The organism is Nocardioides sp., assembly GCF_025965415.1.
GTDB lineage: Bacteria > Actinomycetota > Actinomycetes > Propionibacteriales > Nocardioidaceae > Nocardioides.
This window is the reverse complement of record NZ_JAOPWY010000168.1, coordinates 1-12,784: the sequence shown is the minus strand read 5'-3', so window position 1 is coordinate 12,784 and position 12,784 is coordinate 1. Positions and strand designations below refer to the sequence as shown.

Annotated in this window: 15 protein-coding genes; 13 read left to right on the top strand and 2 right to left on the bottom strand. The window is 65.9% G+C overall.

Annotated elements, in window-relative coordinates; translation table 11 throughout:
- The first annotated feature begins 34 nt into the window (after positions 1-34).
- From JWN97_RS17555 to JWN97_RS17530, 7 genes are all read left to right on the top strand, one after another.
- Positions 35-187: a hypothetical protein gene (locus tag JWN97_RS17555; RefSeq protein WP_297625663.1), complete on the top strand. Its 153-nt coding sequence runs from the start codon at positions 35-37 to the stop codon at positions 185-187.
- A gap of 262 nt (positions 188-449) precedes the next feature.
- Positions 450-701 (top strand): hypothetical protein, encoded by a 252-nt coding sequence (locus tag JWN97_RS17550; protein ID WP_297625660.1) that lies wholly within the window; start codon positions 450-452, stop codon positions 699-701.
- 20 nt (positions 702-721) lie between these two features.
- Positions 722-4,093 (top strand): hypothetical protein, encoded by a 3,372-nt coding sequence (locus tag JWN97_RS17545; protein ID WP_297625657.1) that lies wholly within the window; start codon positions 722-724, stop codon positions 4,091-4,093.
- Positions 4,094-4,110: 17 nt separating this feature from the next.
- A complete protein-coding gene (locus tag JWN97_RS17540) occupies positions 4,111-4,314 on the top strand; it encodes a hypothetical protein (RefSeq protein ID WP_297625654.1) in 204 nt (67 codons plus the stop codon).
- A gap of 509 nt (positions 4,315-4,823) precedes the next feature.
- Positions 4,824-5,210 (top strand): hypothetical protein, encoded by a 387-nt coding sequence (locus JWN97_RS17535; protein ID WP_297625651.1) that lies wholly within the window; start codon positions 4,824-4,826, stop codon positions 5,208-5,210.
- Entirely contained in the window at positions 5,174-5,437 is a 264-nt protein-coding gene (locus tag JWN97_RS21290; protein ID WP_363321310.1) for a DUF4258 domain-containing protein, read from the top strand. The genes JWN97_RS17535 and JWN97_RS21290 overlap by 37 nt, the downstream gene beginning before the upstream one ends.
- A 13-nt stretch (positions 5,438-5,450) precedes the next feature.
- The gene (locus JWN97_RS17530; protein WP_297625648.1) at positions 5,451-5,771 is read left to right on the top strand and encodes a DUF2283 domain-containing protein; all 321 of its coding nucleotides are present in this window, start codon (positions 5,451-5,453) and stop codon (positions 5,769-5,771) included.
- Positions 5,772-6,086: 315 nt separating this feature from the next.
- Here JWN97_RS17530 and JWN97_RS17525 read toward each other — a convergent pair whose 3' ends face one another.
- A complete protein-coding gene (locus JWN97_RS17525) occupies positions 6,087-6,539 on the bottom strand; it encodes a hypothetical protein (RefSeq protein WP_297625645.1) in 453 nt (150 codons plus the stop codon).
- A 35-nt stretch (positions 6,540-6,574) separates the two neighbouring features.
- Between JWN97_RS17525 and JWN97_RS17520 the strand changes: the two genes are divergently transcribed.
- The 4 genes from JWN97_RS17520 (at position 6,575) to JWN97_RS17505 (ending at position 10,118) form a co-directional block, all read left to right on the top strand.
- Entirely contained in the window at positions 6,575-7,117 is a 543-nt protein-coding gene (locus JWN97_RS17520; protein ID WP_297625642.1) for an ATPase, T2SS/T4P/T4SS family, read from the top strand.
- Entirely contained in the window at positions 7,117-7,971 is an 855-nt protein-coding gene (locus JWN97_RS17515) for a type II secretion system F family protein (RefSeq protein WP_297625639.1), read from the top strand. Before JWN97_RS17520 ends, JWN97_RS17515 begins: the two co-directional genes overlap by 1 nt.
- Complete coding sequence (locus JWN97_RS17510; RefSeq protein ID WP_297625636.1) at positions 7,968-8,870, top strand: type II secretion system F family protein; 903 nt, start codon at positions 7,968-7,970, stop codon at positions 8,868-8,870. Before JWN97_RS17515 ends, JWN97_RS17510 begins: the two co-directional genes overlap by 4 nt.
- Before the next feature lie 171 nt (positions 8,871-9,041).
- Positions 9,042-10,118, top strand: a complete 1,077-nt coding sequence (locus JWN97_RS17505; protein ID WP_297625634.1) for a DUF3631 domain-containing protein — start codon at positions 9,042-9,044, stop codon at positions 10,116-10,118.
- A 52-nt stretch (positions 10,119-10,170) separates the two neighbouring features.
- Here JWN97_RS17505 and JWN97_RS17500 read toward each other — a convergent pair whose 3' ends face one another.
- Entirely contained in the window at positions 10,171-10,362 is a 192-nt protein-coding gene (locus JWN97_RS17500; protein ID WP_297625631.1) for a hypothetical protein, read from the bottom strand.
- A 407-nt stretch (positions 10,363-10,769) separates the two neighbouring features.
- Here JWN97_RS17500 and JWN97_RS17495 point away from each other — a divergent pair, with 407 nt between their 5' ends.
- Together JWN97_RS17495 and JWN97_RS17490 are read left to right on the top strand one after the other, a co-directional pair.
- The gene (locus JWN97_RS17495; protein ID WP_297625629.1) at positions 10,770-11,297 is read left to right on the top strand and encodes a hypothetical protein; all 528 of its coding nucleotides are present in this window, start codon (positions 10,770-10,772) and stop codon (positions 11,295-11,297) included.
- Positions 11,298-11,380: 83 nt separating this feature from the next.
- A complete protein-coding gene (locus tag JWN97_RS17490) occupies positions 11,381-12,499 on the top strand; it encodes a hypothetical protein (RefSeq protein ID WP_297625627.1) in 1,119 nt (372 codons plus the stop codon).
- Positions 12,500-12,784: the final 285 nt, after the last annotated feature.

Genomic DNA, 12,784 nt, shown 5'->3' with positions numbered 1-12,784 from the left:
TGGTCCACAGGAGACTGGGCCACCCCGCTCCGAAATGCTCGCCGAGGTCCACGCCATCCTCGCCGGCAAGGCGGGCACTGGCGGCAACTACACGAGCGCCGAAGCCGAACTGGTCACCGCTGCCACCAACACCGGCACCGACTACAACATGGCGCGCGCCAAGGCGTTCGCGCTCCTCGCCTCATGATCGCCCCTCCCGCCACACCCGCGGAGTACCGGGGTGGAGGTGACGCGCAGTCCAAACCCCTGAGTTTTTGTTCTGGGGGTCCGAACGGCCCCTCCCCGGCCCCCTCAAGGACACCGCGGAGGAGCGCTGAAAAGAGTGCGACGGGTTCAAACATTTCGGGGCGGCACCACCCCTCCCCGCCCGCCCTGGACGGACACCGAGGGCGGCTGCCTCTCGGGCTCCCTACGAATCTGGGGTTTTTCGCTTCCACGGGCGGTGCGTCATGACTAACGACACCGATGAGCCTCTGACCCGTCTGGACGAGACCCTTGACGTGTTGTCGGTGGCTATCGCCCGAGTGCCTGACCTCCCTGGCCTGATCGACGGGCTGGAGGGCTATGAGCTGCTGTTGCGGTTCGTGTCGGTCCATCAGCCTGGCGCGGTCGATGCGGTCGCTGTCGCGCCCGTGTGGCACGCGTTGGCCGCTGTCGCGACCGAAGTCCTGACCCTGCGCAACATAAAGGAGAACACCTGATGGCAACCCGTAGAGAGTCCGTGAAGCTCAGTCTCGAGGACGACTTCACGCCTGGCATGGCGCGCGCCGCTGCGGCTACCGCTCTGTTGAACCGTGAGTTGAACAGCCTGTCGGGTAGCAGCGTGAAGGCTGACCGGTCGTCGCAGATGTTCGTCCGCGATCTGCAAACGATTAGTCGTGAGGCTAATGGCACCGGGGCGTCGATCAACCAGTTGACGGGTCGCATCCGCGTGCTGGGTGAGGTTGCTGCGGTCCTGGGTCCGGCACTGGTGCCCCTTGGTGGTGTCGCGGTCGCTGGCGTGGCTGGGTTGGCGAACCAGATGGGTGTGGCCGCGATTGCTGGCGGCGTTCTGATTGGCTCATTACAGGGCCTGGGAGACGCGCTTGGGGCCATGAACAAGGCGCAGTTGGACCCGACGAACAAGAACCTTGAGGCCGCTGAGGACGCACTCAAGCGCCTCGCACCGGCCGCCCGTGAGTTTGCCGAGGCTGCGTTCGACCTCAAGCCCGCCTTGGCCGCCATCCGCGACATGGGCGCCGAGTCCCTGATGCCTGGCTTCACCGAGTCGCTGGACAACCTTGAGCGCCTTGGCCCCAAGGTCGCGGGCATCTTCCAGGCTGTCGCCGGTGCCATGGGTGACATCGCCGCGGACTCGTCTGCGTCCCTCGCCTCCGAGCGATGGGAAGGTTTCTTCGAGTTCGTCCAGCGCGAGGCACCTGACGCAATCACCGAGCTCGCCACAACGGTCGGTTCGCTGACTCACGGCATGGCGGAACTCTGGCAGGCGTTCACCCCGGTCAACGACGGATTCTCGTCGTGGCTGATGGGTGTCGCGGACGGCTTCGACCAATGGGCGACCGGCCTGTCTGCGACGGAAGGTTTTGCTGAGTTCGTCGATTACATCCGCACCACCGGCCCCCAGGTGGCCGACACCCTGGGCGCTCTCGCCAACGCGGTCTTGCAGATCGTGGAAGCGTCCGCGCCCCTTGGCGGCCCGGTTCTTGCTGCACTCGAGGCCACAGCCAAGGTTGTCGCTGCCATCGCCGACTCTGACCTTGGTACCCCGATCATGGCGGGTGTTGCGGCGCTGTCGTTGCTCAACCGTTCGCTGGCTGTCACCGCCTCGCTGTCGAAGGCGTCTTTGTCGACTGGCCTGTTCGCGGGGCTGGGTACGGCTGCGGAGGGCGCGAAGAAGGGGTCAGGGAGCATCAGGGCGCTTGGCGGGGATCTGGCGCTCCTTGGGCGGAACTTTGCGACCGCTGGCACGGCTTCCGAGCGGATGGCTGCACAGAACTCGAAGGCGCTCGGCAATCTCAAGGAGACGGGCGCCGTGGCCGGGAAGGCTGCGGGGGCGCTCGGTGGCCTGGCGCTCATCTCGTCGGGGGCCGCCGATGGCCTCGGCTTGACGAACACTGCCTCGCTCGCCCTGATGGGCTCCCTTGGCGGCGCTCCCGGTATCGCCATCGGTGCCGCCGCTGGTGCGCTGCTGGACCTGTCGAATGCGGGAAGCGGTGCCCGGACGGCAATCGAAGGGCTCGCCGCAACTGCCCAGTCCGGGAACATCGAGGCGCTTGGCGAGCAAATCGCCCGCGCCAAGAATGAGCTTGCTGCCATGTCCGACCACAAGTGGGTCGACTTCGGCGATGGGCTGGCTTGGGTCACCGGGAAGATCGGCGACGGTGAGGAGAAGATCCGGGCGGCCGAACAGGCTCTGGAGGATCTGTCTCAGGCCGAGGGCATCGCCAACGCACAGGCCCGCGGTGCGGCGCTCGCGTTCCTCCAGCAGACCGGCGCCAACGTCAACCTCGGCAAGTGGTCGAGCAGGTCCACCGAGGCGATCAAGGCACAGGCTGACGCCATCATGGCGACACGCGAGGAGGCCAACAAGACCGCTCGGTCGTTCGTGGGCCTCGGTGACAGCCTGAACGACGGCAAGGTGTCACTGGGTCAGTGGATCAAGGACATGGCGAGCACCGCTGACGCGCTGAACAACTTCACCACCAACTCGCAGAGGGCGGCCAAGCGCGGCCTCGAGGACGGCCTGATCCGTCAGTTGCAGGCGATGGGACCTGAGGGCGCGCTGCGGATGCGGCAGCTCGCCAATGCCACTGAGGAGGAGATCGCCCGCGCCAATGCGGCGTTCCTCAGGGGCGAGCGGGCTATCGAGCGGTACAACAACTACAAGGTCCCGCCGAAGAAGATCGAAGCCGACGCTCGTCCGGCCTTCGCGACGTTCCGCGCGGTTGACGTCTACCTCGACAGCCTGGACGGCAAGACGGCGACGACCCACGTCAACACCGTCTACACGGTTACCGGTCCACAGGGCGCGGCGATTTTTGGGGGGGCGGGGAAGCCGACGAAGGTCAAGCCCGAGGCATACGGGGACTACAAGGACCGGCACAACCCGGAGATTGCTCCCGGTGGTGCGTGGCGTGTGTGGGCTGAGCCTGAGACGCAGGGCGAGTCGTACATCCCCCACGCGAACGACGACCGGCGTCCTCGTGCGAAGCAGATCCTGGAGCACACGGCCGACAAGTTCGGTGGTCAGGTGCTGTGGTTCGCGAAGGGCGGCAGCACCGACGGGAAGAAGCCCCGCAAGCCCGAGACCGGCCTCGTTGAGGACACTGAGACCGAGAAGGAGCGCGAGCGCCGCGAGGAGCGTGAGCGCAAGGCTGAGGACCGCGCTGAGCAGTACTACTCCGAGCAGGAGCGTGCCCAGCGGGAGGCCGAGCAGCGTGCCGAGCACGAGTCGAAGATGTTCCTTGCCGTGATCGAGGGCCAGGAGCGGGCAGCCCAAGGGCTGCTTGAGGCAGCTGGGGCGCACAAGGCCGCTGCGGAGTCGGTGCGTGATGGTTGGGCTCAGGCGATGGACCGTGCGGGTTCGGCTGCTACCGCTGGGTTCCAGTCGGATCTGTTCGGTTCCCAGCAGCACGGCATGTGGTCGGGCAAGGGTGGCGGCACTGGTTCGTCGTGGCGTGACGCACTCTCTGGTGACATTGCCGGCTTGCAGGAGCGCGGAAGCCTGGTGCAGATGCTCTCTGGCCAGGGCATCAAGGGTTCTGCGCTTGAGGCACTGTTGGCTCAGGGTTCCAACGACCAGGTGCGTCAGCTCATCGAGTCGGGTGAGGCCGGTCAGTTCGCGGCGATGTACGCCCAGCGTGAGGCGTTGACTGCATCGACGGGTCAGATGGTCGGACAGGCCGCTTATGGTGCGGAGTTCGCCGCTTCGGAAGCGGCTGTGCTGACCCTGAGCAACACCGTGCTCGCTCTTCAGGCCGAGCTGGCTGCGATCTCGGCGCAGCGTCCGATCACCGTCTATGAGGCGTACTCCGCGCAGGCTACTGCCGCGGAGATCGCCCGACTTCAAGCGATCTATGGGGCTGGCGGATGACTGTATCGTTTGGCGGCATGAGCGAAGACCGGTCAGGAGAGCTGATTCTCAAGATGTCGGACAATGTCATCCGAGTTACCGAAATGGCCACCACTTCGGTCGACGACATCAAACGGCTGGGAGAATTGGTGATCAAGCTCGCCGAGCGCGTAGCGGATCTTGAACGGCGCCTGGACGAGGGCCCGCGCGTTGAGGCTGGCCCTGATCCCAAAAGTGTCTGACGCCAGGCACCCGGCTCGGGGGGGCACTGCCCCAACAGAACCACCCCCGGCGCGGGATGTCGCCGGGGGTGGTTTCTGTCAGATAGGTGCGAGCAGTCCCTGCGACCCACATCTCCACGATGGCCCACCCGTCAGGCTCAAGGGCGGCCACTGCGATGCGACCGTCGTAGTGGCCGCCCCCGCCACGCCACTCGAGCAGCAGGGCTGCCTGCCTACCGTTGGGGCCGTCGTACCAACAGTGCCGACCTGGGGGTGTCTCTACGGGCGGCTGCGGGGTCTCAGTGAGGGAGTCTGCCCAGGATGCCGGCCGCTTGCCGTGCAGATCGGACGTGCCGTGCCCACGCCGCTCTGCCTCACGGGCGCGAGTTGGCGACGCGCTGCGCCAGGTTCTCCCGGCCGCCAGGACTCATGCCTCCCGCCATGGCGGGAGGCTACTCCGTCCAATCGGACGCTCGAAGTAGCCATGAATCTCGGTCTGGTGATCGAGATCAGGCCCTAGAGTCTGCTGAGTGACGGAACTGGACTACGCCTACCTGGCTGAGTACGCAAAGGTCTCAGAGGGGCTGCTCACGGCGGTTGGTGCTAGCTACACCGTTGTTCAGGCCAAGGAACTGGGCCGGCCTTTCAACTTGGCCGTTGCAGGTCGCATCCGCGCGTTCGAGGGTGAGTCGCCGACCCTAGGCGTCGAGGTCTTCGCCCCGGAGGAGCGATATCAGGTCGGGCTCGCGGCCCAACTGTCGTCCGCAGGGGCCCGCCCCTACGGCGATGGGCAAGTGGGAATCCTCTTCGCGTTGACGCTACCGATCCCGCTGATCGACGTAGGGATCTACTCCGTCTCGCTCAAGCTCAACGACGCCGAGTGTCGGGTTCTGCGGTTCGAAGTCGAGCAAGCGTGAGCATCCGGATCACAGCGCACGCCGCTAGGCGCCTGGCCGAGCGCGGAATCACGCAAGCAGACGTTGAGGCGGTAGTATTGACACCAGGCGTGACCTGGGAAGACACCGAAAACGGTAGCTGTGTCTGCTCGGGAAGCCTGAGTGACGGTCGGACGTTAGTTGTATGTTTGGTGAACCCTCCGCCTGCCAACGGAGACGCCATCGTTAAGACCGCTTTCTACAGGTGAAGGAGAGAAGCTGATGAGCAGCATTGGAGTGGAGATCGACCACGACGCTGACGCCGCGTACATCCGTCTTTCCGCCGAGCCCGTCGTGCGATCGGTCGCCGTCGGTGAAGAGGTTGTCGTAGACCTCGACGCCATGAGCGTGGTCGTTGGGATCGAGATGCTCTCGCTTGACGCGGACATCCCATACTCCGTCCTGGTGAAGGACTACCACGTGCGCAGCGAGGTGACGGCCTTGCTGCGTCGCCTGCGGCCAAGCATCAGCGGGTACCTGTCGTTGCAGTCAATGGGCGAGGGGTCCATGACTGCCAGCAACGCAGCGGTCCCCGCCGGCTGATCCCTGAACGCAAGAAGCCACCCCCGGCGCGGATATCGCCGGGGGTGGCTTTGTCTGTCGGGGCTACTCGCCAGTGGTCGCTCCGCCACCGTGCGGCTGGGCCGGAGCCGTAAGCCATGCCAGCGCCTCTGTGAGATGGAGGGCGCCGGCTGCATAGTTACGAGCGTGACTGGATGTGCCAGACGTAGTGGCGCTGTCTGCCAGAGATTTGATACCTCTCAACAGGGCCTCTTCGGCGTCTTCATGCGTAGCCATTTGTGTTCCTTCCCCCGCTGAGCACACAGGGCCCAGATCGGTAGCTCGGACACTAGACGCCTATGCCGTGCAGTCGGCCACGTTCGCGAGGTGAGTCAGCACCAGCGCCATCTCGCGAGCGTCCTGGGCGGTGAGCCGTAGCCGATCGGGGTCCCAGTGCATGACCGAGGAGTAGAGGCCGTTGCTGCCCTTCTCCCGCTTGTAGTGGCGCAGCGCCACCTCGATCTGCGGCTCCTCTGCGCCGTCCTGCTCGAGGGCAACCTCGAAGGTGGCAGTCCTGACGACCTCCCCGGACTCCCAGTCGGCGCCGTACAGGCTCGCGCAGACGGCGATGTTGTCGCCCAGGGTGTGACGGGCCACCGTGATGCGCGCGGGGTCGGTCTCATGGGGGAATCCGTCCGGGTTGTCGGCAGCGACCCAGCACCACGGCGGGCAGGGTCGTGTGTCTAGGTGCTCGCCCCCTGACAGCTCCTTGCTGCGGAGCGGGATGGCGGTCTGAATCGTTGTTGTCATGATCTCTCCTAGAGGTCTGTGGTTGTAGGTTGTTTGTGCTGAGGTTCAGCCATCCCGACTGGGTGGCGATGCAGACCCGGCAGGCCGGCCTCGAGCAGACCGGCGAGATCGTGCTGCGCGACCTCGTCAAGGAAGCGCTGCGGATGCGGCCGAGCCGCATCCTCGTCGGGGAGGTGCGTGCCGCCGAGTGCCTCGACCTGCTGCTGGCCCTCAACTCGGGGCTGCCCGGCATGTGCACGCTCCACGCCAACAGCGCGCGCGAGGCCCTCGTCAAGATGTGCACTCTCCCGCTGCTCGCCGGCGACAACATCTCGGCCCGCTTCGTGGTGCCGACCGTGGCGACGTCGGTCGACCTGGTCGTCCACCTCGGGTTGGGTGCCGATGGCGTACGCCGGGTGAACGAGATCGTCTCGGTGCCCGGCAGGGTGGAAGCCGACGTCATCGAGGTCGAGCCCATCTTCGTGCGCCACGGCACGGAGCTGCGTCGGGCGGGCGGCGTGCCCGCGCGCGTCGAGCGCTACGAACGCGTCGGCATCGACGTCCACCAGGTGCTGGCTTCCGAGGCGGAGGTGCGCTGATGGGTGCGCTCGTCGGCCTCGGCGTGGGGGTCGGGCTGCTCCTGGTCTGGTCGGCCTTCGCGCTGCCGCGGCAGCCCAAGGTGTCCGCCCCGACGTCGACGGCCCTGGGGCGTCTGCTCGGTCGGGCCGGGCTGGGCGACGTCACCTCGGCGAGCGTGATCTCGCTGTGCGCCGTCCTCTTCGCGGTGGCCTTCGCGGTGGTGCAGGCCGTCTCGCGGACCGTGCCGGTCGCCATCGTCTTCGCCGCGATGGCGTCCTACGTGCCGATCGCCGTCCTCAGGCAGCGTGCCGCGCGGCGGCTGCGCGACTTCGCCGAGGTGTGGCCCGAGGCGGTCGACAACCTCGCCAGCGCCGTACGCGCCGGGATGTCGTTGCCCGACGCGGTCGCGGCGCTGGGCACGACCGGGCCGGAGGCGCTGCGCCACGACTTCGCGCAGTTCGCCCTCGACTACCAGGTGACGGGGCGCTTCGGGGAGTGCCTCGACCGCCTCAAGGAGCGGTTGGCCGACCCGGTGGGGGACCGCGTGATCGAGGGCCTGCGGCTGGCGCGCGAGGTCGGCGGTGGCGACCTGGGTCGGCTGCTGCGCAACCTCTCGGGATTCCTGCGCGACGACGCCCGCACCCGCTCCGAGCTCGAGTCACGCCAGGCGTGGACGGTCAACGGCGCCCGGTTGGCGGTGTCGGCGCCGTGGATCGTGCTGCTGCTGATGTCGTTCCAGACCACCGCGATCCGCCACTACGCCTCGCCCGGGGGCGTGCTCGTGCTCGGCATCGGCTTCGCCGTCTGCGTGCTGGCGTACTCCGCGATGATGCGGATCGGCCGGCTGCCCGTCGAGAAGCGGATCCTGTCGTGAGCACGCTGGTGTGGGGCGGCGTGCTCGGCGGGATCGCCGGCGTCGGCCTGCTGCTGGTCGCACTGCGTGCCAGCGTGCTGCGCCGACCGCAGCTGTCAGATCGGGTCCTGCCCTACCTGCGCGACCTTCCCGTGCGCGACCAGGGACCCGCCCTCCGCCCGATGTCCTCGTCACCCACCTCGGCCGCGGCCGGCATCTTCGGCCCGGTGCTGCATTCGGCGGCTCACGTGGTCGAACGGGTGCTGGGCGGCAGCGCGTCCGTACGCCGTCGGCTGCAGCGTGCCGGCCTGGCGCGGACCGTGCAGGACTTCAGGATCGAGCAGGTCGTGTGGGGGCTGGTCGGGTTCGCGGGCGCCGCCGCGCTGAGCCTGGTGCGCGCCCTGGGGGGCTTCGGCAGCATCGGGTCGGCCGTGGTGTTCTGCGTGCTCGGGTTCGTCTGCGGCGTGTTCCTCCGCGACAACCGGCTCAGCACCCAGGTCAAGCAGCGCGAGCGCCAGATCCTCACCGAGTTCCCCACGGTCGCCGAGCTGCTCGCGCTGTCCGTGGCCGCGGGCGAGAGCCCCGTGTCGGCGCTCGATCGCGTCGTCCGGCGCAGCCACGGCGCCCTGTCCGAGGACCTTGCCCACGTGCTCGCGCAGATCCGCACCGGGGAGCCGGTCGGGTCCGCCTTCGAGTCGCTCGCGCGGGCGACCGGCCTGCCGATCGTCGCGCGGTTCGCCACCGGCATCACCGTGGCCATGGAGCGCGGCACCCCGCTCGCGGACGTGCTCCACGCCCAGGCCGCCGACGTACGCGAGGCCGGTCGCCGCCTGCTCATCGAGACGGCGGCGCGCAAGGAGATCGCGATGATGGCGCCGGTCGTGTTCTTCGTGCTGCCGGTTTCAATCAGCACCATTTAGACCAGACTCTCGACTAGGCCCGAAGCGCTGCCGATTATACAGAACAGGCCTCTGACCTGCGGTTATGCATATTGTCATGCTTGACGGTCGACATTCAGAGCGTCTATCCTTGTCCCATGGCAACCACTACAGGAGTTGATGCCGCTGACTGAATGGAGACACACAATGAGCATGACCGCGACCGCACCACCCGACACCATCCCCGGGGACTCCGGGGACCTTGACTCCCCCGTCGCCGAGCCACTGGCTCGCACGTTAGACCGCATCGTTGAGTTCAATCGCCGGTTCATCACGCACCGTCTCGACTCGACCCACGACTTGGTAGCCCTGTGGGTCGCAAGCACGCACGCGATGCCCGTGTGGGACTGGCACGGACGTCTCTACATCACCGCTCCGCAACCGGGTTGCGGCAAGACCACACAGGCTGAGGTGATGGCGCTACTGTCTGCGAACTCAGACCAGACCGCGTCCACCTCGGGACCCGGGCTCTTCCGCAACATCAGTGCGAACCAGCCGACACTGTTCCTCGACGAGGCTGAGAGCCAGTTCAGCCGCCACAGTGGCCGCGATGGCGACATCGTCAATCAGGTCATCAACCGCGGGTACAAGCGAGGCGCCGTGGTCACTCGGTCTGAGGGAAACCAAGCCGTCAAGCATGAGGTGTTCGCAGCCGTCGCGATTGTGGGCATCGACAACGGCACGTTGTCCGACACGACTCGTTCGCGCTGTATCCCAGTCCAGATGGTTCCGGGCAAGAAGGGCGAGCGGTTCCGCGAGCGCCAGCACGAGGTGTTCGCCGCTGAGATGCAGTGGCAACTTGCCAACGCGGCTCTGGACCTCGTGGTCTCAGAGCTTCCAGACGGCTTCGGGAGAACCGCCGACATCTGGGAAGCGCTGTACTCCGTGGCCGTTGCTGCGGGGGAGGGATGGGTCGCGCGATGCCAGCAAGCGGCTGGTGACCACGGTTGGCCGGATGTCGTGTCGGACAGTGCACAGGTGCTGGGTGCCATCCGGGACTACTTCAAGGCGAGCAAGGCCGACCGGGTCCGCTCGTCAGACTTGGTGCGCTGGCTGAACGCTCGGGAGGACATCCCGCACGTCACGAGCCCACGAGCGTTGTCTCTGCAGTGGTTGCGCGGGTACCGGACGCCGGACGGACAACACATCCGGTCAACGAAGAGCAACGGCAACTTCGTGTACTGGCGGAAGGACTTCCTCCACGCCTTCGACACGTGGCTCCCCAGCTGAGTGTCCGCGCAAGGCGACCCCGGTACCGCATCGGTACCGGGGTCTTGTCGTCTCACCAGCCTTGGCCGGGCGGCGGGACAGGCTCGCGATGCAGGAGCACCTTCACGTGACCGTTCTTGTAGCGATGCACGTTGATGACGCGCCATCCGTCGCGCTCCTCGGCGTTGAGCGTGTCCTCAATCGTGTCGTCGAAGGCTGGGAGCTGAGGGGAGTCAGGGTCGAAGTTCACGTGCTTGTACGGCATGGGGGGTCCTTCGGTTGGGCTGGGGGAGCAGCGGTGCCTGCTCTGATTGCATGCTCATCCACAGGCAGCGAGCGTGCAAACTACAACGTCGTAGTTCTCCCCTATCATGGAGGTACTCCGACCGTTGGGCCGGGGTCCGCTACAGGACGGAATCCTGAGAAGGAGGAGCCATGGCGAAGGCCAAGCCCCCGCAGGTGCCCAAGAAGGGCGGTGGCACGCAAGAGCGTGACCGCAACAAGGACGGCTCGTGGCGCGAGAAGCGCAGCGACGCCGGGAAGAAGAGGAAATAGCACCTAGCGGGTCGGGGAAGGTCCGCTAGCTACAGGCGTGGCCGGGAGTGAGTGAAGCACTCCCGGCCACGTTCACAGTATGACGCCGGTACGAGTGACGTGAGACGGGAGGGACCGATGGACTGGGCAACGCTTGGGGTGTCTCTTGGGTCTGCCGTGCTGAGCGGCGGCATCGTGGGGGGACTGGTTTCACTGAAAGTTTCAAGCCGCGAAACACGCGACCGTCAGGCGGCTCTCACCTTGGAGCGGGAGAAGTGGCAAGCCGCACTCTCGTTGGAGCAGGAGAAATGGGAGCACGAGCGTGACAAGCCTCGCCGCGCAGCTCAGAGAGAGGCGCTATCCGGCGCGTTGACTGCCGTGAGTCGATTCCGGCAGTACATCTTCGATTGCAACAAGGACCCTGAAGAGCGGCATGCCATTGAAGGCGAATTCCATAAGGTGAGAGTCATGGTGGAGGAGCTAGACCGAGCAGGGGCTGACCTGCTTCACCACGACCTCACGGCAGAGTCAGAAGGCGTACTTGACCTTCGCGTCTTCGCTACCGAATCGTGGCAAGAGTTCGACGAGCACTACAGCGCGATGTTCTACGAGTGCCTTGGTCTCGCCGATGCTCTCGAAGCGCGGTTGGCGCGCACGTATGAGTAGCCACACGTCCTCGTTCCCTCGGTTGACACGGCTCCGCGTAGCTCTGCGATTCCTGCTCGACACATGCCCTGAGGAGCGCTGACATGGCACTGTCCAAGCAAGACGTTGACGCTCGCGTCCAAGCGGCAGTCGAGAACCTGCAGGCCGGTCGAGGCGTTGAGGATGACGCGGGCATCGAGTTCAAGGCCGACTGGCCCGACCCAACTTTGAAGGCTCGACAGTTGGCCGGGGCGGCGAACGCCCTTCGCGGCGAGCTGCTGGTTTACGTCATCGGCGTCGACGACAAGACCGGTGAAGTCACAGTGCCGAAGAAGACAGAGCCGCAAGAGTGGTACGCCAAGGTCCGCAAGCGATTCGACCAGATTCCGCCAGAACTCCTCTGGGTTCAGTCGGTCTTCATCGGCGAGGACTCTGAGTCGGTCTTGGCGCTTGTCTTCACCACCGACGAGTTCCCGTACGTCATCAACGTAGAGAACCGGCGGGAGGTGCCGCTGCGTGTTGGCACAGGGACAGAGAGCGCTCGTCGCAACCAGCTGATTCGAATGTTGGCGCCGTCGGCACGAACGCCCGGCCTGAGTCTGATTGAGGCTTCTGTTTGGGCGGAGTGGAATGCCTACCCGAGGCCCGTGAAGGACTCCAGCCCGCAGCAAGTGGAACGGGTGCAGGACCTTGTCGTCTCGTTGAACGCTCGCGTGTTCGTGGAGCACGTAGGAGAACAACCATCTACGCTCCCGGTCCGTGACATGCGAGTCCGCGTGGCTTGCTCATCATTCGAGGTGCGGCCAGACATCTCGGTCAGACATCTCGGCTCATCCCGCTACCCCGTGGTGATTCCTCACGGCGAAGCTGGTCCGCCCGAGCCAGTCGCACCACCCCACGGGGTTTACGCGAGGGACCAGCAGGTCATTGCGATTTCGCCGGGCGAGTTTGAATTTTCGGCATCACAGCGTTTCCGAGACCACGTAGAGCCGGACCCATTTATGGACGATGCCGTTAGCTTGCTGCGCTCGACCGAGGATGTTCGCCTCGACCTCGCTCTACGAGTCGTGGGCACGGAGCGCAGGACGAAGCTTTCCGCGACCCTTCAGCGTTCAGAGGAGTTCGGTTGCACTGCGGTCGAGATTCCCGGTGGCACGGCGCTGGCGGGGACGCTCGGCACTTGGAGCCTCGTGCTTGAAGATGACGACCCGTGGGGTGCCTGACTCAGACTGTCGCGAAGCCGCCCGGCAACGTATACCGGTAGTGCGTCGCCCGAAGCCGCGATTCGTTCGCCGTCCAGTCAGACCACAAACGGGCCTCTCCGTCCCACGTGGACACGACGCCGTCTACGTCGCGAGACCATTGGATGCCGTCCATGACGTAGAGGTCAGTAGGAACAGGCTTTCTCGAGTTCTTAACTTCTCCGCGGGTCAGCTCGACTGCGGCAGCTGCCCCGGACGAGCCTTTCACCTCCACGCGACGGACGTCCGAGCCACTAGTGACCACGA